The sequence below is a fragment of the Legionella waltersii genome (assembly GCF_001468085.1).
GTDB lineage: Bacteria > Pseudomonadota > Gammaproteobacteria > Legionellales > Legionellaceae > Legionella > Legionella waltersii.
In genome coordinates this window covers 182,583-201,570 of sequence record NZ_LNZB01000051.1, presented here as the reverse complement: position 1 = coordinate 201,570, position 18,988 = coordinate 182,583, and the positions used below count along the sequence as shown (strand labels likewise).

The window sequence follows — 18,988 nt, the reverse complement described above, 5'->3', positions numbered from 1 at the left end:
ATCTTCCCAATCAAATCCGAGCCGCGACCGTCAGGGAGCGGAAAAATAAAACGTACCTTCGTGCAGGTCCACAGGACCGTAACCTGTGTTTCTCTTCCTAAAAAAGGACTTTATCTTGAACACAAAACTCGATAAAACAAGCAGCTTAACTCCTAGCGCAAAACGAATCATTTGCAATAAAGCCACCGAATACCCACATACAGGTCAGTATAATCAAGTGGTAAATAATGGAACTTACTTATGCAGGCGTTGTGGATTAGCGTTATTCAGGGGCAACAGTCAATTCAGTTCTGGTTGTGGCTGGCCGAGCTTTGACGCCGATATTTCTAATGCCGTCAAACAAGTTCCGGACGCAGATGGGCAAAGAATGGAGATCCTATGCGCTCGATGCGATGCTCATTTGGGGCATGTGTTTACAGGGGAATACTTTACTCCTAATAATTTGCGCCATTGTGTAAATTCAGCATCGTTAGATTTTGTGGCTAATGCCCAGGTAACTGACACTGAAGAGGCTATACTTGCAGGGGGGTGTTTTTGGGGAGTTGAGTATTACTTAAAGCAAATTCCAGGTGTACTAAAGGTGGAGTCTGGTTATACGGGTGGACATGTCGTGGAACCTTCTTATGAAGATGTTTGCACGGGAAATAGCGGGCATTATGAAGCCGTTCGTGTAGTCTATGACCCTTCTAAAACGAACTATCATGATGTGCTGAAGTGCTTTTTTGAAACTCATGATCCGACACAAGTTGATGGTCAAGGGCCTGATATTGGTTATCAATACAAGAGTGCAGTGTTTTATTATAATGAGGATCAAAAGAAAGAGGCTCTGAGTTTAATAAAGGAGCTTACAAACAGAGGGTATCAAGTAGCAACAAAGCTATTAGAAGTCCAGACCTTTTGGCCAGCTGAAGACTACCATCAAGATTATTACTTCAAGCATCAAAAGACTCCCTATTGCCATAAGCCGATAAAGAGATTTGGAGATTGAGTTGTATGAACGATCTAGTCTCTAGTTGGGGACGGACCCCACTGGGGTCCGTCCCCGTGATTCTGCAAACATCAAAAGGCTCCCTATTGCCATAAGCGGATAAAGAGATTTGAGATTGATTTGTATGAACGAAATAGTCTCTAGTTGGTGACGGACCCCACTGGGGTCCGTCACCGTGATTCCTCTATCCTCACAGTTATCCTAACTACACTTGATCGTTATCCTTAATGGAGTATTTCTTATCCCCTTCTTCAGCTTTGCGCTTATTTTCGTGCAATTGAATTTGATTGACTTGCTCTTGCCATAGAGTAGACAGTTGGTCTTTAAACTGATTGATTTTCCTAAATAAAATACCTAGATGGGTTGCTAACATGGGGAGTTTTGTTGGTCCAAACACTATTAATGCTACAATAAGTATCAGAATTAACTCCCCGCTGCTCATGATGGCTTTTGCTCGTCATTTTGCTTTTCACTGCTGCCCTCATCACTCATCGCCTTGCGAAAGTTTTTAATGGCTTCACCTAAATCGGAGCCAATAGTCTTCAACTTCGATGTGCCGAACAGGGCAATAATTATGGCAAGAATGAGTAATAATGATAAAGGACTTATTCCACTTAAACCCATATTAATTATTCCTTATTTTTTTAGTGATGAGTACATATAAACCTGCTAATACAGTACCAGTAATGCTTAAAGATGTTAAATGATTAGAATCCAGTAAGTCAAAATAGTTGATTAGTCCTAATGATAAACTGGTGAGAAATACACCGATACCAAGGCTTCTCCATTGAATGGTTTGACTTTCAAGTTCAGCGTTTAATTTATCTTTTTCTTTCTGAGACAATAGCTGTTCCTTTTTGAACTCAAGTAGTTCGAACAACAGTCTAGGCATGTGTGGAAGTTGTTCTGCAAAAAAAGGTAAGTTTAGCTTTAATTGCTCCATGAAGGATTTAGGTCCAATTTGGTCTTTTAGCCATTGTTCAAGAAAAGGCTTTGCGGTTGCCCACAAATCAAGATCAGGGTAGAGTTGTCTTCCTAAGCCCTCGATAGCGAGTAGTGTTTTCTGCAAAAGGATTAATTGAGGCTGGACTTCCATATGAAATCGCCGAGCGACTTGAAATAGCCGTAATACCACTTGTGCAAATGAAATATCTTTTAGGGGCTTTTCAAAAATAGGCTCACACACTGTTCTTATCGCGCTTTCAAAGTCAGTGATACGTGTATTTCTTGATACCCATCCTGATTCGACATGCAGCTCAGCAACTCGCTTATAATCTCGATTGAAAAAGGCTAGAAGGTTTTCAGCCAAATAGCGTTTATCGCTGTCAGTTAAGGTTCCAATGATGCCGAAATCAATACAAATGTATTGTGGATCGCTAGGATGTTTATAGGAAACAAATATATTGCCAGGATGCATATCTGCATGAAAAAAACAATCGCGGAAAACTTGAGTGAAAAAAATTTCCACACCACGTTCAGCGAGTTTTTTAATGTCTATATTATGATCTTTTAAGCTACTTATGTCCGTAACGGGAATTCCATGAATACGCTCCATGACCATGAGATTTGTACTGCAATAGTCCCAATAAATTTCTGGTATGTACAATAACGGAGAGTTGAGGAAATTCCGTCTTAGTTGGGCGCCATTGGCTGCCTCACGCAATAGATCGAGTTCATCCAGCAATGTCGTTTCAAACTCATCCACAATTTCTTTAGGTTTGAATCGTTTGCTTTCAGACCAGTATCGATGAGCTAAGTTAGCAATGGTGTGCATAATACTTAAGTCTTGTTGTATAATTCGACGCATGTTGGGTCTAAGGATTTTAACAACCACATCTTCACCCGTTTTTAAAGTCGCCGCGTGCACTTGAGCCATTGAAGCAGATGCTAGGGGAACTGGGTCAAATTGAGCAAAGATGTCGTAAGCAGATTGGCCATAAGTCTGCTCAATGATGTTTAAGGCCTTTTCACTGGAAAAAGGAGGTACTTTGTCTTGAAGTTTACTCAACTCTCTTGCTATGTCATCGGGCAATATATCGGGTCTAGTGGATAAAGCCTGGCCAAATTTGATGAAAATTGGCCCTAGTTGTTCGAGGGTTTTACGAAGAGCTTCTCCATTAGAAAGTTTCTCCTTGCGAAACCAATTCCAGGGATTGAGATACACCATAAAACGCAAAGGAGCAAATAATCTCAGCGATACCACGACGTTATCAAGACCATTTTTTGCTAAAATGTAATTGATATAAATAAGTCGAATTAATTGCCTAATTGATTTCATAACAGTTCATCAGTTGTTGAATATGGCCTTCAAGTCGCGTAATTTCTAATGATAAATCATCTAAATCGTGATTAAAATGAGTTAATTGAGCTTGCGTAGCAAATGGCTGTTGAACAATCGGTTCAGCTTCAATGATTCTTGAGCCACTTGAATCTAATCCTAAGCCTTCATTCAGAATCGAATGCAGTTGGTTTGCCATGTTATGAAACTCATGGTCGATTATTTTAGGGTTGGTTTTATCTTCTTTCCTTTGAACACCTTGCTGGATTTTAGTAATCACAGAAGACAATTTGTCATGCAGCAGATCAGGAGATGACATTACTCTATCGATTTCTTGAATAATTGGTTTTAATGAATCAAGAGATTTATGAAGGTGACCGTTATCTTTTTTAAACGAATGAACTTTTGTACGAATAAACCAAAATCCTTGAATTGCTTTTAGCAAAGTTCTAATCAGGTTAATACTTTTCCTTAGAATGACTACACCAATAGAAATTGGCTTTAAGAGTAATTTAATTTTTTTCATGCTGTTTTCTAAACCAAGATACTTGGGCGTCTAGGCGTTCAACTTGCATTGCCAGCTCATCAACGTCATTGTAAAAATCAACCAGTTCATTTCTTGGTGGAAATGCACGCAGCTCTTCTTGCAGATACTCGGTGACATTTTGTTGCATTGATTGAGTCAATTTTTTCTGAAACTCCCATCCTCTTCGCAAAAAACTTCCGATTTGATGGGCAACCACATCCCCAGTAAATTGAGCTAAATGACCTTCCCAATCGATATCGATTTCATCAAATAGCTTCTTTACCGCTTGGCCAAGTTCAATATCACCTGACATGCGAATTTTATCATTAAACAAGGAGCGCGCTTTCGACGCAGGTAGCACACTAAGGCGAATTAAGCCGAGAGGATTGCTATGAATGGTGGTGTTTGCTGACCCATCAAACTCATCCAGAAGGAGTAGTTTTCCATGATGGAAGTGAATATAAAATCGCACATTTAATGGAGAAACCACCATTTCAATTACTTTTTCATTGAGCTGCTGAAGTTTTTCCGGCATGTTCTCATCAAGACTGAGAGTTTGGTTTATGGCAATTTCTAAAGCTTTTAAGGAGTATTTTTTCAGCATAATCAACTCAATATTTATAGGCTACATGCAATGCTACAATGCCACCACTTAAATTGTGATAATGGCAATCTTCAAATCCTGCTTTTTCAATCATGTTTTTTAATTGCGATTGATTGGGATGCATGCGAATTGATTCAGCAAGGTATCGATAACTTTCTTCATCATTGGCTATCCATTTTCCTACTTTAGGCAGTATATTGAATGAATACCAATCGTAGAGCGGTTTTAATCCTGGAAAACTGGGTGTTGAAAACTCCAAGACCATTATCTTGCCACCTGGTTTACAGACATTGTACATAGAGCGTAATGCGGCTTCTTTATCCGTTACATTTCTCAATCCAAAGCCCATGGTAATGCAATGGAAACTGTCATGGAGGAATGGGAGGTATTCTGCATTTCCTTGGACAAAACGGATGTTTTTAAATAGGCCCTCATCGAGCAAACGATTACGACCAACATTCAGCATGGCTGAATTAATATCGGCTAAAACCACTAGCCCCGTATCACCTACTTTCCGAGAAAAAAGTCGTGTTAAATCTCCGCTTCCACCGGCTAAGTCCAGAATGACCTGTCCTGGTCGTACGTTGCTGAGTTCGCTGGTTATTTTCTTCCATAAATGATGGATACCAAAAGACATAATATTGTTCATTAAGTCATAGTTTTTTGCAACGGAGTGAAAAACATCCGCTACCTTTTTTTCTTTATCATCCCAAGCTACGGATTGAAATCCAAAGTGAGTTGTTTCTTCTTGATTTTCCATAGTTCATTCAAACGCATCAATAATTGTCTCATCTTAACTGAATATCAAAGTTTGCTCAAAAGATTTAGATAATTGGCTTCATCAGGAGGGGTATTATTTTTCTGGGATAGCCACAAGCATTCAGCCAATTGCTCCATAATCATATGCTCTACTGAGTGGGAGTCCTGATACTTTGCAAGGAGTTGGTTATAGCTAGCCTGAATTCCATCAGGGCGATTTGTAGCAATCTGTTCTCTTACAGCCAGATGCAGACCCATGTGTAAAAAAGGGTTCGTTTGACCTAGTTCAGGGTAATAGGCTTGTTCTATAAATGGTTCTTTTTTATTAAAAATGAAATGGTATTCGGGGTGTTCTTGAATGACTTGCGCAATTTGGTTTTCTAGAGCAGAAAGCTGCATTTTGCCATTAAATTTTTCCCAGCTACTAAAGAAAAGCTGCCTTGTGTCTTGTATGGTATCGCCGTAAAACATGATGGACTCATCAGCTTAAAAATAAATCATTTTAAACAAATATGGGCAAGACAACAATGGGGGTATGAAATTAGGCAAAATGATTGACATTAAATGCTTATCTATGAGATAGTTTGCCTGCGAGGTTGGACTTGCTATGTGTCAATCCACTGGGTCAATTGGCGACACACTGATTGGCCCTTTCTACTTTATTTATAATCCAGTTAACAGAAGTTTACAACCTATATAAATCATCAGCACTCCACTAATCAATTCAATTCCCTGCCATATTCTCTCTTTGCTTAGAACATTAGAGAAGTATTTTGTCGTGAATGTTAGTGAGCAGAACCAAATAAAACTCGCGCAAATTACTCCCATCATGAAAGCTATTTGATGATCAGGATATTGACTGCTCCCGCTTCCAACAATAACTACGGTATCAATGATGGCATGTGGGTTAAGTAAACTAAACCCCAATGCAAATAAGACGATTTGCAGACGGGTATGGGAATGGGCAGGCTCTTGATTATTGCTGCCGCGCTTAGAAAAAGCACTTCTTAAGTTCTTGTAGGCGTAATACAACAAGAAGGCTGAGCCTAAGTAGAGCATCCAAATTTGTAAAGAAGGATGCTTTTCTAGCAGCTCATGCAAACCAACAATGCTTCCGCAAATTAGTATAACGTCGCATATAAAGCATACTACAGCGGATAAACCAGCATGGTTCTTTTGGGCTCCTTGTTTAATTAAAAATAGGTTTTGTGGCCCAAGGGCCATAATTAAAGAAAGCCCTAACAATAATCCATTTAAGAAAATGAACATGGTATTTGTCGATGTGATAAAAGGTTAAATTATAACATATCTGAAAAACAATGAGCTTTAATGACTGTGGTTGTGGCAAATTTTTTCTAAAGTTTCCTGAAGCAATGGGGCTACATTGACGTTGGAGTAATGTTGTACTCTCTGAAATGCATTTTTTGCCAGTTCTTTAGCTAAGTTTTTATCGCGGATAACTAGTTCTAAAGCGTTTGCTAACTGAATAGGATCTTCCGGAGGAACCAAAACAGCACTCTTTGAATTACCAACAATATCAATTGGACCAGACAATTTACTGAGTACCATTGGTAAAGAATGAGTCATGCTCTCTAAAATGACTAAGCCAAAGGCTTCTTCTCTTGAGGGTAGACAGAAAATATCGATATTCTTATAAAACGATTCTCTATCATCGACCCAGCCTAATAATGAAATCTCTTGTTGCAAGTCCAGTTCGTTAATCAGTTGAAGGTATGCATCACGCTCCTTGCCATCCCCCGCGATATGAGCTTTGAATGAAAGCCCCCTATTTTTAAGTTCCTTAATCGCCTTTATGAACACATCAACGCCTTTGATGTGAGCTAGACGTGCACAAACTCCAATAATGGGGGTTTTGGTTTCTCTTGGTTCTCTTTGGGTTAAGTGCTCGGGAATATGGATAAGATTAGGTACTGTATAGACCTTGTGCTCAGGTATTCCTGACGCAATGATATCATCCCTCATTTGATCGGTGAGGGCAATGATAGCATCTGCTCCAAATTCATAATGACCTTTGACATGACATACTGAAATTTTGGGGATATGGGTTCTTGTCTTTTTGAATAAATAAGCGGCTCTGTAGCTATGGGTTACAACACAATCGGGCTGATGTGCCTTGAGGAGTTTTTTTAATCGATAAATAGCAAAGACATCGTGTTGGTTAAAGTTGTGAACTGTGACTAAATTTTCTTTAGGACAGCTGTTTAAAATTTGCGCTTTAGGGTGAATGATGGAGATAACTTGATTTCCTTGTGAGTTTAATGCCGGAATAAAATTTAAGAAAACTTGCTCTAAACCGCCATTGACTTTTGAGAACATCGCATTAAATATCTTCACTTCAATTTTCCTATCTTTATGCCATCTGAACGAATACCTGTCCATTTTCAACTTGAGTTGGATAAACGTTCAAGTTTTTTTGTTTTGAAATCATACCCAATACATTGCCAACAACAGGTGGCCATGGTGACCAACATTTAGCTTCACCCGTATTCAAATCAAATTCGCTTTTATGAAAAGGACAGACAATTGAACAAGACTCCGTAATTTTACCTTTCGCCAAAGGCAATTTTAAATGGGGGCACTGAGATTGAATGGCGAATACTTGATTATCATGCCAAATAAATAGGATCTTACGGCCCTCAATTTCTTTAACAATTCGATTATTTTCTTGTAACTCAGCTAATGAAATCGCGGATATGAATGTCATTATTAAACGTCTCTTAAATTAAAGAGATGGGATTATAGCAGTGATGCGTATAATCTGTTAGTAATTAATTGGTTGCCCTGAATTCAGCAGTTAAAAGCACTGTGAACACATCAAGTGCCGAATTTAGGTATAAAGGGCATTGCAACTTAATGCTTGAGGAGTATAAAATGCTTCAATTATTCTGTCTCCTTAAGAGATCGTGCAAAATAAGAACAAATAGGAGGGGGCGTGCGCTCTTTGTTAAAATTCAACTTTATTGTGACGGCATTTATCCTTTCGGTGGCTGTTACAGGAAATCAAGCACTCGCTGAAGGCGAACAACCAAAAGGTAACGATTTGTTTTCTCCTGTTGAGCAGATCATGAATCCGTATTACCCAAAGTACCCTCCAACTACTTCTTCATCTCCAGAGCAGGCAGAGTTAATCAAGCGAGGCGAATACCTAGCAAAAATGGGTGACTGTATTGCTTGTCATACTGATGTAGAGGGAAAAACACCTGCTTTTGCTGGTGGATTACCGATAAATACCCCATTCGGAACATTTTACAGCCCTAACATTACTCCGGATAAAGAGACGGGGATTGGTAACTGGACTGAAAAAGATTTCATTAGAGCACTGAAAGATGGGCGTGATCCCAAAGGAAGAAATTATTTTCCGGTATTTCCCTTTGTGTATTTTTCTAAAATGACTTATGAGGATGCAAAAGCATTGTATGCTTATTTTATGAGCATTCCACCGGTTAAATTAGAGAACAAAGCCCTACCATTCCCCTTTGGCGTTCCGGGAGCACGGTTCTCGCTTTGGGGATGGAACTTGTTATTTTTCTTCCCTCAAGAGAACTCCATCGAATACGACCCAGATCAATCTCCACAATGGAACCGTGGTAAGTATATAGTTGATACTTTAGGCCATTGCAGCATGTGCCATACGCCAATGAACATCTTTGGCGCTGCTAAAAACAGATATTATTTAACAGGTGCCTTTATCGATGGATATTGGGCGCCAAATATCACTAAATATGGATTAGAGTCAGCTTCTACTCAGCAAGTTGCTGACGTTTTCAAAGCAAGTACATTAATCAATAATGCTGGTCCAGTAGCGGGTCCAATGGCGGAAGTAAACCATAACAGCTTAAGCCGACTCAGTTCAGAAGATCAGCTTGCAATTGCTACCTATCTAAAAACGGTGGAAAGTGAGGAGTATTTGGGAGTCTCACCCTCTGAACAACCCCCATCAATAGCGCGTGGACGGCAGGTGTATTTGAAGGCTTGTGAAATATGCCACCAAGACAATAAGATGGGCGCTCCAGTAATCGGCGACGCTGCAAACTGGTACTCCAGATTGCAGAGCAGCGGTTTAACTGGATTATATCGACACGTAATACATGGTTACAACCAAATGCCCGTTAAAGGAGCTTGTGTAACTTGCTCTGATAATGACATCATTTCATCTGTTGATTACTTACTAAATGCCTCTCTGACAAGGGCACAGTGGATAGACTTAAGCAAAGGCGGTTATAAGAAATTCCCGTCTAATGGCCGAAATATATACAATGAGAATTGTGCAGTTTGTCACAGTGAAGGTAAATTAGGTGCACCAAAGGTTGGGGACAAAGAAATATGGAAACCATTGATTGCCCAGAACATGGATGTCTTGTTTGAAAATACGATTAATGGGCCGAAGCACCTTAAAAATGGAGGTTGTGACCATTGCTCAACAGACGAGGTCATTGAGGCGATCAAATACATGGTCAGTCAATCGAAAACCAAAGGTAATTACACCTTGTGGTAGAGCAATTCTTAAAATAATTGAGAAGGTTAAGATATTGGCCGGGAAAGCCGGCCATTTTAATAGATGAGGGATTGGGATGTTAAACAGGTTAAAGATCTGTAAATTGATAGTGACACTTTCTACTCTGGCGATGACGCAGCCTTTACTTGCAGCAGCTGATTACTGGCAAGTGAATATGTATAGAGGAGTTACTCCTTTAAGCAAGGATATGTATTACTTACATATGGTATGCATGGCAGTTTGTGCTGTCATCGGTGTTGTAGTATTTGGGGTCATGATTTACTCGCTGATTCATCATAGGAAGTCTAAAGGGTACGTCCCGGCAAAATTCCATGATAATCCACGCCTAGAAATTGTATGGACTATAATCCCATTTTTAATTTTAGTTGGACTTGCAATCCCTGCTACAAGAGTATTAGTCCGTATGAATGATAGCGCGGAGTCAGATGTAACGATTAAAGTAGTGGGATCTCAATGGAAATGGCAATATCAATACCTTGATCAGGGTATTAGCTTTTTTAGTAATATGTCGACTGCTTTTGATCAAAGAGAAAATAAAGAAAAAAAAGGCCAATGGTATTTATTAGAAGTGGACAAACCTCTAGTAGTTCCCGTGCATAAAAAAATTCGCTTTTTAGTGACTTCTACGGATGTTATTCATTCCTGGTGGGTGCCTGAGATAGGTGTAAAAAGGGATGCTATTCCTGGGTTTATGTATGAAGCATGGGCTAAAATTGATACCCCAGGTGTGTACCGCGGGCAGTGCGCTGAACTTTGTGGCATCAATCACGGATTTATGCCCATTGTAGTGCGTGCGGTTGAAGACGATGAGTTTAATGACTGGGTAAGCAAACAAACCCAAGTAGAAGACAGCTACGCAACTACACAAGGCAGCCCTAAAGCGCAAAAGACAATGACGCGAGATGAGTTAATGACTTTAGGAAAACAAAAATACGAGTTAATTTGCGCTGCTTGTCATAAGTCAGATGGAACAGGAATGCCGCCCATGTTCCCCCCTCTTAAAGGTAGCTCGATAGCAGTGGGTAAACCAATCTCAAGACACATAGAACTGATACTTAACGGTGTAACAGGGTCTGCGATGCAAGCTTACAAAGACCAATTAAGTGATGAGGAAATTGCTGCTGTAGCGACCTACGAGCGTAATTCATGGGGTAATAATACAAACGATATAGTGCAACCCGCAGACGTTGCGGCAGTGCGGAATGGTAACGATACAAAACCGACCATGGTCAATAAAGCTAAAGCTGGAGGTTTTCAATGAAATACGGATTAGCACATGCAGAAGAGGCTCATGAGGATCATGGCCCAGAGCAAGGTAAAGGATTTATGGGTTTTATAAAAAGATGGTTATTTACAACCAACCATAAAGACATTGGTACTTTGTATTTATGGATTGCTATGATTAGCTTCTTTGTCGCAGGTGCAATGGCTCTTGTGATTAGAGCCGAATTATTTCAGCCTGGGCATCGCTTTGTGGATCCAAACTTTTTTAATCAGATGACCACCATGCATGGTTTAGTGATGTTGTTTGGTGTCGTTATGCCTGCATTTACTGGAATGGCAAATTGGCAGATACCGATGATGATAGGTGCTCCTGATATGGCTTTGCCAAGATTAAACAACTGGAGCTTTTGGATATTGCCATTTGCCTTTTGTCTATTATTTTCTACCATGTTTCATGGTGGCGGTGGTCCAAATTTTGGTTGGACTATGTATGCGCCGCTATCTACAAAATTTGCCCCTCCAAGTACGGACTTTATGATCTTCTCGGTGCATATGATGGGTCTTTCGTCCATTATGGGGTCTATTAACATTATTGCAACGATATTGAATTTAAGAGCGCCTGGAATGACGCTGATGAAAATGCCTCTTTTTGTTTGGACATGGTTAATTACCGCTTTTCTATTGATTGCAATCATGCCAGTTTTAGCGGGCGCTGTTACTATGATGTTGGCGGATAGACACTTTGGCACAAGCTTTTTTAGCGCGGCTGGTGGTGGCGATCCCATACTGTTTCAACACATATTTTGGTTTTTCGGGCATCCAGAGGTTTATGTCTTGGTTCTACCTGCTTTTGGAGTAATCTCTGAGATCATACCAACTTTTAGTCGTAAGCCTCTGTTTGGATACCACTTTATGGTGTATGCAACTGTAAGTATTGCCCTACTTTCATTTATTGTATGGGTTCATCATATGTTTACAACCGGTGTGCCTTTGGGGGCTGAGCTTTTCTTTATGTACACAACCATGCTCATTGCAGTCCCAACTGGTATTAAGGTGTTTAACTGGGTTGCAACCATGTTTAAAGGTGCAATGACCTTCGAAACACCCATGTTATTTGCTTTGGCATTTGTCTTTTTATTCACGATTGGTGGATTTACGGGTTTAATGTTGTCACTAGTTCCAGCAGATTTTCAATATCAAGACAGCTATTTTGTGGTAGCTCATTTTCATTATGTACTTGTACCAGGAGTTATTTTCGCGTTAATGGCTGCTACCTATTACTGGCTTCCTAAGTGGACTGGCCATATGTACAGCGAAAAAATTGGAAAATGGCATTTCTGGCTTTCAGTATTCTCAGTGAATTTAACATTCTTTCCTATGCACTTCTTGGGGCTTGCCGGTATGCCTCGTCGAATTCCAGATTACGCGTTGCAATTCACTAATTTTAATATGATGGCTTCTATTGGTGCGTTTATATTTGGATTTTCGCAATTGCTGTTCTTATACAACGTCATTAAAACAATTCGAAAAAGAGGCACTGACAAAGACATTGCGACTGCTAGAGTATGGGAAGGGTCTCATGGTTTAGAGTGGACATTACCTTCTCCTCCTCCTTACCACACATTTACTACTCCGCCACATGTTCACTAAGGCGCTGTAAATGGTAGAAGAGAGGAAGCAGAGAAAGTTACTTGTTCTTTTAGCCTTAATTGTTCTAGGAATGTTTGGTTTTGGTTTTGCTTTAGTCCCAATCTATAATAGCATTTGTAGTAGCTTGGGAATTAATGGCAAAACCAGCATGAAGGCCGTTGATTATGATGAAAGCAAAGCAAAAATAGCAACAGATAGAGAAATACTGGTTGAGTTTATTGCAACAAACAACAGTGGAGTTCCATGGGCTTTTTACCCAAAGGTAAATAAGATAAGAGTGCACCCCGGGAAGATAGTGAAATTAGCATTTTATGCTGAAAATAAAACGGATCACCCAATGACAGTTCAAGCTATCCCTAGCGTTACCCCTGGAATTGCGGCAAAATATTTAAAGAAAACAGAGTGCTTTTGTTTTACACAGCAAACACTAAATGGGCATGAGGCGATGAATATGCCATTATTATTCCATCTGGATACGGATTTGCCTAAAGACATTAAAACGGTAACATTGTCCTATACTCTGTTTGATGTCACGGGTAGAACAATGAATTAGTCACTTTTGGCTTAAACAATACATGTAACAGGAGATTAGAATACAATGGGAGCTCAAGGCAGTTATTACATCCCTAAACCTAGTCATTGGCCTTTAGTAGGCTCTATTGGTCTGACTACTACCTTGGTGGGAGCAGCTTCGTGGGTACACCATGATTGGTACGGTCCCTACGTGTTTACAACAGGCTTATGCATTTTAATTTTCATGATGTTTGGTTGGTTTGGACAAGTCATTTATGAAAATAGTAAAGGCGTGTATGACATGCAAGTGGATAAATCATTCCGATGGGGGATGTGTTGGTTTATCTTCTCAGAGGTGTGCTTTTTCGGTGCCTTTTTTGGAGCCTTATTTTTTGCGCGATATTGGGTTATACCTTTACTGGGTGGGGAAATGCATCCAATCACTCACTATACACTTTGGAGTGATTTTAAATCGACCTGGCCTTTGTTAACTAACCCAGACAATCAAATTTTTGCGGGTGCTCATGAAGCGATGGGAGCTTGGGGGTTGGCTGCGATTAACACGCTTATTCTCTTAACATCTGGTGTGACGATTACATGGGCTCATTGGGCGCTAAAGTTGCAAAAGCGCACTCAATTACTGACTGGAATGTCTCTTACGATTGCTTTGGGTATTTTGTTCCTAATGTTACAAAGTTACGAATACCATGAAGCTTACACAGAAATGAATTTGACGTTAGGTGCTGGTATTTATGGCACGACATTTTTTATGCTCACTGGATTCCATGGACTTCATGTGACGATCGGTACCATTATGCTTATCGTGATCCTAATTCGATGCAAACGCGGTCATTTTACTCCAGAACGCCATTTTGCTTTCGAAGGAGTTGCTTGGTATTGGCACTTTGTGGACGTTGTCTGGTTGTTCCTCTTTATCTTTGTCTACTGGCTTTAATCCGTTTCAGTTCACAACCGGGTATTAATCAATAAACCCGGTTGAAACTGAATGTTCATGATTTCTAATTTATAGATAAAACTTGAATTAATAAAGTGTATTTCTTTGATCTCAGCTAGGCCTCTAAAATATTTCGCCAGAAAATGAATTTGAGTCTCTTTTTCAAAATAATGATTCGTTGTGAGTTCAATTTCTGTTTCTGAGAGGCTTACCAATCTACTTTCAAACTGGTTTCTACCAATTTGAATCCTAATTGCTATGGGGGTAGTTGGTTCAATTAACACCATTTTCTCATATAATACTATCCATATGTATAATAATAGTCCAAGCCTGGGATTAATGTGAACAATAACTAAAGCCAAATAACCTATGAAAAGTTTAAGTAACCGTACACCATAATTAAGCAAGCACTATTGCGTACGCTGACCTTAGGGGACGGACCCCAGCACTGACCTTAGGGGACGGACCCCAGTGGGGTCCGTCCCCACCGATTGTTGTTGCCTGCTGCTATCATAATTTAGCATGAACCAATCCGAGCAGCGACTGTTAGGGAGGCGAGCAGTTGGCGGAACTATGTGCACTATAAGCAGTTCCGCTCCTTTACAGTCGCGGCTCTGATTGATGTTGAGTAATAGGGTGAATAGTTATGACTTTAATTTATCAATTGATCGACAATCAGCTGTAAATCCTGTGGTGTTTTATAATGTATAACTAATGATCCTTTTCCTTTATTATCCTGTTTGATGCTAATTTTAGTTTTTAGCTGTTGTCCTAGATGCTGAATTCGTTGCTGAACCACGGTATCTATCTCTGATAAGTTGGGTTTTGATTGATGTAAAGCTGGTTTACCCTGTTTTATTCGTTCTACGAGTTGTTCAGTTTCACGAACAGATAGAGACTTTACGACTATCAGTTGTGCAACTTGATTTTGTTGTTCTTCATCAAGTGTAAGAAGCGCACGAGCATGCCCCATGTCTAAATCACCGTTTTCCAAAAGCTTCTTCACGCTGTTTGCTAAAGACATTAAACGTAGAAAATTACTAACAGCTGTTCTTGATTTACTTAAGAGATCAGCAACTTGTTGATGAGTCAATGCGAATTCCGTGGTCAAACGGTGCATGGCTCTTGCTTGATCCATAGCATTTAAATCTTCCCTTTGTAGATTTTCAACCAAGGCCATGGCCATGGCAGTTTCGTCATCAACTTGCTTGAGAATTACAGGGACTTCTGTAAGTCCAGCAAGTTGACAGGCTCTCCAACGGCGTTCTCCCGCGATTATTTCATATCGTCCACTTTCAAGTTCGCGCACCACGATGGGTTGTATAAGCCCTTGTTTTTTAATGGATTCTGCAAGCTCAATTAATGGGGCTTCTTCTATCTCACCACGTGGCTGGTATTTACCTGGTTGCAGGCAAGTTACAGCGAGTTTCAGCTGTTCATTGTTAGGTCTATCCACAAATAGGTTACTACTTGATGGGCCTAATAAGGCAGATAAATTACGTCCTAAGCCGCCGCGTTTTACTGTCATATTTCAACCCCAATCTAACCTGCTACTGTTTGTTTGCTTAATACTTCAGATGCCAAAACCATATAGGCAGCTGCTCCTTGAGAACTTTTATCGTATTGCAGTGCCGATAATCCATGGCTTGGTGCTTCTGCCAATCGAACATTACGAGGAACTACAGTTCTATATACTTTAGATGGAAAATGTTCCAATAATTGCTTTGAGACTTCTGCGCATAAGCGATTGCGAGCATCATACATGGTGCGGAGAACTCCCTCAATATGCAATCGAGGGTTTACTGTGGATTTGACTTGATCTATGGTAGACAGTAAAGCTGCTAAGCCTTCAAGTGCATAGTATTCACATTGCATCGGGATTAAAACGGAATCCGCAGCAACAAAAGCATTGATCGTTAGCGTATTTAAAGCAGGAGGGCAATCGATAATAATATAATCATAGTTTCTTTGAATAGGTTGCAGTGCCTTGTACAAAAAGGTTTCTCTATGATTGCGCTCCATCAAACTGACTTCAGCAACCGTTAAATCCTGATTTCCGGGCAGTAAATCATAACCACAAGATGTAGAAAGGCATGCTTGCTCTGCAAGGGCATCATGCAATAGTACATCATTGGTCGTATGAACCAATTCGTTCTTATTGACCCCACTACCCATTGTGGCATTGCCTTGAGGGTCGAGATCAATCAACAGCACTTGTTGTTTACTAGCAGCGAGTGATGCGGATAAATTGATGGCTGTAGTTGTTTTACCTACTCCACCTTTTTGGTTGGCAATGGCTATGACTTTCGCCATAATTATTCCTTGTTCTTGTTATCAATCAGGACACAGCAGCGCTCACCAGCGATGCCTTTGACCGTATATTCCTCTACTTTAAAAGGGTATTTAATGCTGCTTAATTCGTCTGTTGGGACCTTGCCTTTCATCGCAAGCCATATCCCTTTAGGAGCAATAAGGTGTTGTGTCCAAACCGTCATTTGTTCAAGACTGCTAAATGCTCTGCTTAATACTGTATCAAAACCTAGCCCAGGTTGGTAGTTTTCGACTCGATTTTGTACAATTTCAACGTTATTTAGATGAAGCTGTCTTTTGACTTCAAGAAGAAAACGAGTTTTTTTACCATTGCTATCAAGGAGTACAAATTGCAAATCTGGCTTAGCTATGGCAAGAGGGATCCCTGGCAAACCTGCACCAGTTCCGACATCGATGATTCGTTTTCCTTTTATCCAGGGTAAAATAGCTAAGCTATCCATTAGGTGCTTATTGATCATTTCAGACATGTGGCGAATGGCGGTTAGATTATAGGCATCATTCCACTTATGAAGGAGTTGTAAGTATTGCAATAAAGTCTCGCTGATTGAGCTTAAATGCAATGAATTTACACCGTCTTCAATTTGACTTAGAAGTTGTATATCGTGTTCAAGCATAGTCCCGATTTTTCTTTAGATGAACTAATAACAGGGATAATGCGGCGGGTGTGACCCCCGATATCCTTCCAGCTTGTGCAATACTTGTAGGCTTAATTCGATTTAACTTTTGCACCACCTCACTGGACAGACCAATGACTTGTGAGTAATCCAGCGAATCTGGTAAAGCCGTGTTTTCGTATTTACGTAATTTATCAATTTCTTGTTGTTGTCTTTCAATATATCCAGCGTATTTACTTTGAATTTCGACTTGTTCCATGACATCCAAAGCTAAACTAGGTAGATTTAATTCTTCAACAAGTAATAAGTGCTGATAATTGATTTCTGGGCGCTTTAGGAATTCTGCGGCTCTGCAGTCATGTTGCATAGGGTTTTCTAATAAATCACTAAACACATCATTATGGCTTACTCTAACCCAAGTATTTTGCAATAAGTTCTGAGTCGACTTGATGGCTTCACGCTTGAAAGAAAAGGCTTCCCAGCGTCTATCTCCCACTAGACCGAGTTCGCGCCCCTTTTCTGTTAGGCGGAGATCGGCGTTGTCTTCGCGTAATAAGAGTCTATATTCCGCTCTGGAGGTAAACATTCGATAGGGTTCCTGTGTGCCACAAGTAATTAAATCATCAATAAGAACTCCAATGTAGGCCTCATCACGTCGTGGGCACCACAGTTCTTTGTCTTGAACTTGTAAAGCCGCATTCATTCCAGCAATGATGCCTTGTGCAGCCGCCTCTTCATAACCAGTTGTTCCATTGATTTGACCTGCAAAAAACAAATTAGGTATGGGTTTAGTTTGTAAAAAAGTAGTTAAACCACGAGGATCAAAATAATCGTATTCAATGGCATAGCCAGGTCGAGTAATGTGCGCGTTTTCAAAGCCTTTAATACTACGAACGAATTGTACCTGCACATCAAAGGGTAGGCTGGTTGAAATGCCATTAGGATAGATTTCCTCAGTAGTGAGTCCTTCAGGCTCTACAAATATTTGATGAGAATTTTTATCAGCAAAGCGGACAATCTTGTCTTCAATCGAAGGACAATACCTTGGACCAACTCCTTCAATGATGCCGGCGTACATAGGAGATTTGTCCAAATTATTACGAATAATTTCATGAGTCCTTTCTGTGGTATGCGTAATATGGCATGGAACTTGTTCTGGATGATCTTCAGCAGTACCTAAGTAAGAAAATACCGGCAGGGGAGTATCCCCTGGTTGGACAGTCATTTGGCTAAAATCAATCGTTCTTCTGTCTATGCGTGGTGGAGTACCTGTTTTTAAACGTCCAACGGGCAGATCAAGATCACGTAAACTGTTTGCTAAAGCAATTGATGGTGGATCGCCTGCTCGGCCTCCAGCATATTGACTCATGCCGACATGAATTTTTCCACCCAAAAAGGTACCAACGGTCAAAACCACTGCTTTCGCTTTTAGGGTTATACCCATTTGGGTGACTACACCGGTGACTCGACCATTCTCAATGAACAAATCATCAACGGCTTGCTGGAATAGAGTTAGATTGGGTTGGGCTTGTAATTGGGAGCGTATTGCTTGGCGATAAAGAACTCTATCGGCTTGAGCTCTAGTTGCTCTAACGGCCGGGCCTTTGGATGCATTTAAGATCCGAAATTGAATGCCCGCTTGGTCTGCGGCTTTTGCCATGATGCCATCCAATGCATCAATTTCTTTAACCAAATGCCCTTTCCCAATACCTCCAATTGCAGGGTTGCATGACATTTGACCAAGCATGTCAATATTGTGAGTTAGCAAAAGAGTTTGAACTCCCATACGTGCTGACGCTAATGCAGCCTCAGTACCAGCATGTCCACCCCCTACTACAATGACATCGTACAATTTTTCAAGATTCATGTTTAAATTTTGTGTAACAAAAACTGGGATTATACACTTTTTTAGCAATTCACCCAATCTTGTTGCTGAAATTAAGTGTTGTGAATCAGATTATCCACTCCCTTACGGTCGTGGCTCGGTTTGTACTGTACAAAACCGAGGT

Annotated in this window: 21 protein-coding genes; 6 read left to right on the top strand and 15 right to left on the bottom strand. The window is 40.3% G+C overall.

Features of this window, described 5'->3' with window-relative positions; translation table 11 throughout:
• The first annotated feature begins 115 nt into the window (after positions 1–115).
• Complete coding sequence (locus Lwal_RS10630; protein ID WP_058480774.1) at positions 116–988, top strand: bifunctional methionine sulfoxide reductase B/A protein; 873 nt, start codon at positions 116–118, stop codon at positions 986–988.
• Between the two features lie 205 nt (positions 989–1,193).
• On the opposite strand, the gene Lwal_RS10625 is transcribed toward Lwal_RS10630, so the two are convergent.
• The 10 genes from Lwal_RS10625 to Lwal_RS10580 all read right to left on the bottom strand — a co-directional run bounded on the left by Lwal_RS10625 (position 1,194) and on the right by Lwal_RS10580 (position 7,880).
• Positions 1,194–1,430 carry a twin-arginine translocase TatA/TatE family subunit gene (locus Lwal_RS10625; RefSeq protein ID WP_058480773.1) on the bottom strand — a complete coding sequence of 79 codons (237 nt, stop codon included), beginning with the start codon at positions 1,428–1,430 and terminating at the stop codon, positions 1,194–1,196.
• Positions 1,427–1,612 (bottom strand): twin-arginine translocase TatA/TatE family subunit, encoded by a 186-nt coding sequence (gene tatA, locus Lwal_RS10620; RefSeq protein ID WP_058480772.1) that lies wholly within the window; start codon positions 1,610–1,612, stop codon positions 1,427–1,429. The genes Lwal_RS10625 and tatA overlap by 4 nt, the downstream gene beginning before the upstream one ends.
• A gap of 1 nt (position 1,613) precedes the next feature.
• Positions 1,614–3,266 carry a ubiquinone biosynthesis regulatory protein kinase UbiB gene (ubiB, locus tag Lwal_RS10615; RefSeq protein WP_058480771.1) on the bottom strand — a complete coding sequence of 551 codons (1,653 nt, stop codon included), beginning with the start codon at positions 3,264–3,266 and terminating at the stop codon, positions 1,614–1,616.
• Positions 3,253–3,792, bottom strand: coding sequence for a hypothetical protein (locus Lwal_RS10610; RefSeq protein WP_058480770.1), 540 nt, complete (start codon positions 3,790–3,792; stop codon positions 3,253–3,255). The genes ubiB and Lwal_RS10610 overlap by 14 nt, the downstream gene beginning before the upstream one ends.
• A complete protein-coding gene (locus Lwal_RS10605; protein ID WP_058480769.1) occupies positions 3,779–4,396 on the bottom strand; it encodes a ubiquinone biosynthesis accessory factor UbiJ in 618 nt (205 codons plus the stop codon). The genes Lwal_RS10610 and Lwal_RS10605 overlap by 14 nt, the downstream gene beginning before the upstream one ends.
• A 7-nt stretch (positions 4,397–4,403) precedes the next feature.
• On the bottom strand, positions 4,404–5,156 hold the full coding sequence (gene ubiE, locus Lwal_RS10600; protein ID WP_058480768.1) for a bifunctional demethylmenaquinone methyltransferase/2-methoxy-6-polyprenyl-1,4-benzoquinol methylase UbiE: 753 nt from the start codon (positions 5,154–5,156) through the stop codon (positions 4,404–4,406).
• A gap of 44 nt (positions 5,157–5,200) precedes the next feature.
• Positions 5,201–5,626 carry a DUF1841 family protein gene (locus tag Lwal_RS10595; RefSeq protein ID WP_058480767.1) on the bottom strand — a complete coding sequence of 142 codons (426 nt, stop codon included), beginning with the start codon at positions 5,624–5,626 and terminating at the stop codon, positions 5,201–5,203.
• A 192-nt stretch (positions 5,627–5,818) separates the two neighbouring features.
• Complete coding sequence (locus tag Lwal_RS10590; RefSeq protein WP_058480766.1) at positions 5,819–6,424, bottom strand: LysE/ArgO family amino acid transporter; 606 nt, start codon at positions 6,422–6,424, stop codon at positions 5,819–5,821.
• Positions 6,425–6,481: 57 nt separating this feature from the next.
• A complete protein-coding gene (locus Lwal_RS10585) occupies positions 6,482–7,510 on the bottom strand; it encodes a glycosyltransferase family 4 protein (protein ID WP_058480765.1) in 1,029 nt (342 codons plus the stop codon).
• A 16-nt stretch (positions 7,511–7,526) separates the two neighbouring features.
• Complete coding sequence (locus tag Lwal_RS10580; protein WP_058480764.1) at positions 7,527–7,880, bottom strand: Rieske (2Fe-2S) protein; 354 nt, start codon at positions 7,878–7,880, stop codon at positions 7,527–7,529.
• Positions 7,881–8,240: 360 nt separating this feature from the next.
• Between Lwal_RS10580 and Lwal_RS10575 the strand changes: the two genes are divergently transcribed.
• The 5 genes from Lwal_RS10575 (at position 8,241) to Lwal_RS10555 (ending at position 14,034) form a co-directional block, all read left to right on the top strand.
• Positions 8,241–9,671: a c-type cytochrome gene (locus Lwal_RS10575; protein ID WP_231951065.1), complete on the top strand. Its 1,431-nt coding sequence runs from the start codon at positions 8,241–8,243 to the stop codon at positions 9,669–9,671.
• Between the two features lie 76 nt (positions 9,672–9,747).
• Positions 9,748–10,953, top strand: coding sequence for a cytochrome c oxidase subunit II (coxB, locus tag Lwal_RS10570; protein WP_058480762.1), 1,206 nt, complete (start codon positions 9,748–9,750; stop codon positions 10,951–10,953).
• A complete protein-coding gene (gene ctaD / locus Lwal_RS10565) occupies positions 10,950–12,566 on the top strand; it encodes a cytochrome c oxidase subunit I (protein ID WP_058480761.1) in 1,617 nt (538 codons plus the stop codon). The genes coxB and ctaD overlap by 4 nt, the downstream gene beginning before the upstream one ends.
• A gap of 10 nt (positions 12,567–12,576) precedes the next feature.
• Positions 12,577–13,119: a cytochrome c oxidase assembly protein gene (locus Lwal_RS10560; RefSeq protein WP_058480760.1), complete on the top strand. Its 543-nt coding sequence runs from the start codon at positions 12,577–12,579 to the stop codon at positions 13,117–13,119.
• Positions 13,120–13,164: 45 nt separating this feature from the next.
• Positions 13,165–14,034 (top strand): cytochrome c oxidase subunit 3, encoded by an 870-nt coding sequence (locus Lwal_RS10555; protein ID WP_058480759.1) that lies wholly within the window; start codon positions 13,165–13,167, stop codon positions 14,032–14,034.
• A gap of 11 nt (positions 14,035–14,045) precedes the next feature.
• Here the strand turns inward: Lwal_RS10555 and Lwal_RS10550 are convergent, their stop codons facing one another.
• The 5 genes from Lwal_RS10550 to mnmG form a co-directional block, all read right to left on the bottom strand.
• On the bottom strand, positions 14,046–14,321 hold the full coding sequence (locus Lwal_RS10550; protein ID WP_331712946.1) for a hypothetical protein: 276 nt from the start codon (positions 14,319–14,321) through the stop codon (positions 14,046–14,048).
• Between the two features lie 365 nt (positions 14,322–14,686).
• Complete coding sequence (locus Lwal_RS10545; RefSeq protein WP_058480758.1) at positions 14,687–15,562, bottom strand: ParB/RepB/Spo0J family partition protein; 876 nt, start codon at positions 15,560–15,562, stop codon at positions 14,687–14,689.
• Positions 15,563–15,576: 14 nt separating this feature from the next.
• Positions 15,577–16,347: a ParA family protein gene (locus Lwal_RS10540; RefSeq protein ID WP_058480757.1), complete on the bottom strand. Its 771-nt coding sequence runs from the start codon at positions 16,345–16,347 to the stop codon at positions 15,577–15,579.
• 2 nt (positions 16,348–16,349) lie between these two features.
• A complete protein-coding gene (gene rsmG / locus Lwal_RS10535) occupies positions 16,350–16,979 on the bottom strand; it encodes a 16S rRNA (guanine(527)-N(7))-methyltransferase RsmG (RefSeq protein WP_058480756.1) in 630 nt (209 codons plus the stop codon).
• A complete protein-coding gene (mnmG, locus tag Lwal_RS10530; RefSeq protein WP_058480755.1) occupies positions 16,972–18,846 on the bottom strand; it encodes a tRNA uridine-5-carboxymethylaminomethyl(34) synthesis enzyme MnmG in 1,875 nt (624 codons plus the stop codon). The genes rsmG and mnmG overlap by 8 nt, the downstream gene beginning before the upstream one ends.
• Positions 18,847–18,988: the final 142 nt, after the last annotated feature.

Coding starts and splice junctions, on each gene's coding strand:
- Lwal_RS10625 (WP_058480773.1), bottom strand. CDS start 1,430: ATGAGCAGCGGGGAGTTAATTCTGATACTTATTGTAGCATTAATAGTG.
- tatA (WP_058480772.1), bottom strand. CDS start 1,612: ATGGGTTTAAGTGGAATAAGTCCTTTATCATTATTACTCATTCTTGCC.
- ubiB (WP_058480771.1), bottom strand. CDS start 3,266: ATGAAATCAATTAGGCAATTAATTCGACTTATTTATATCAATTACATT.
- Lwal_RS10610 (WP_058480770.1), bottom strand. CDS start 3,792: ATGAAAAAAATTAAATTACTCTTAAAGCCAATTTCTATTGGTGTAGTC.
- Lwal_RS10605 (WP_058480769.1), bottom strand. CDS start 4,396: ATGCTGAAAAAATACTCCTTAAAAGCTTTAGAAATTGCCATAAACCAA.
- ubiE (WP_058480768.1), bottom strand. CDS start 5,156: ATGGAAAATCAAGAAGAAACAACTCACTTTGGATTTCAATCCGTAGCT.
- Lwal_RS10595 (WP_058480767.1), bottom strand. CDS start 5,626: ATGTTTTACGGCGATACCATACAAGACACAAGGCAGCTTTTCTTTAGT.
- Lwal_RS10590 (WP_058480766.1), bottom strand. CDS start 6,424: ATGTTCATTTTCTTAAATGGATTATTGTTAGGGCTTTCTTTAATTATG.
- Lwal_RS10580 (WP_058480764.1), bottom strand. CDS start 7,880: ATGACATTCATATCCGCGATTTCATTAGCTGAGTTACAAGAAAATAAT.
- Lwal_RS10575 (WP_231951065.1), top strand. CDS start 8,241: ATGAATCCGTATTACCCAAAGTACCCTCCAACTACTTCTTCATCTCCA.
- coxB (WP_058480762.1), top strand. CDS start 9,748: ATGTTAAACAGGTTAAAGATCTGTAAATTGATAGTGACACTTTCTACT.
- ctaD (WP_058480761.1), top strand. CDS start 10,950: ATGAAATACGGATTAGCACATGCAGAAGAGGCTCATGAGGATCATGGC.
- Lwal_RS10560 (WP_058480760.1), top strand. CDS start 12,577: ATGGTAGAAGAGAGGAAGCAGAGAAAGTTACTTGTTCTTTTAGCCTTA.
- Lwal_RS10555 (WP_058480759.1), top strand. CDS start 13,165: ATGGGAGCTCAAGGCAGTTATTACATCCCTAAACCTAGTCATTGGCCT.
- Lwal_RS10550 (WP_331712946.1), bottom strand. CDS start 14,321: ATGGTGTTAATTGAACCAACTACCCCCATAGCAATTAGGATTCAAATT.
- Lwal_RS10545 (WP_058480758.1), bottom strand. CDS start 15,562: ATGACAGTAAAACGCGGCGGCTTAGGACGTAATTTATCTGCCTTATTA.
- Lwal_RS10540 (WP_058480757.1), bottom strand. CDS start 16,347: ATGGCGAAAGTCATAGCCATTGCCAACCAAAAAGGTGGAGTAGGTAAA.
- rsmG (WP_058480756.1), bottom strand. CDS start 16,979: ATGCTTGAACACGATATACAACTTCTAAGTCAAATTGAAGACGGTGTA.
- mnmG (WP_058480755.1), bottom strand. CDS start 18,846: ATGAATCTTGAAAAATTGTACGATGTCATTGTAGTAGGGGGTGGACAT.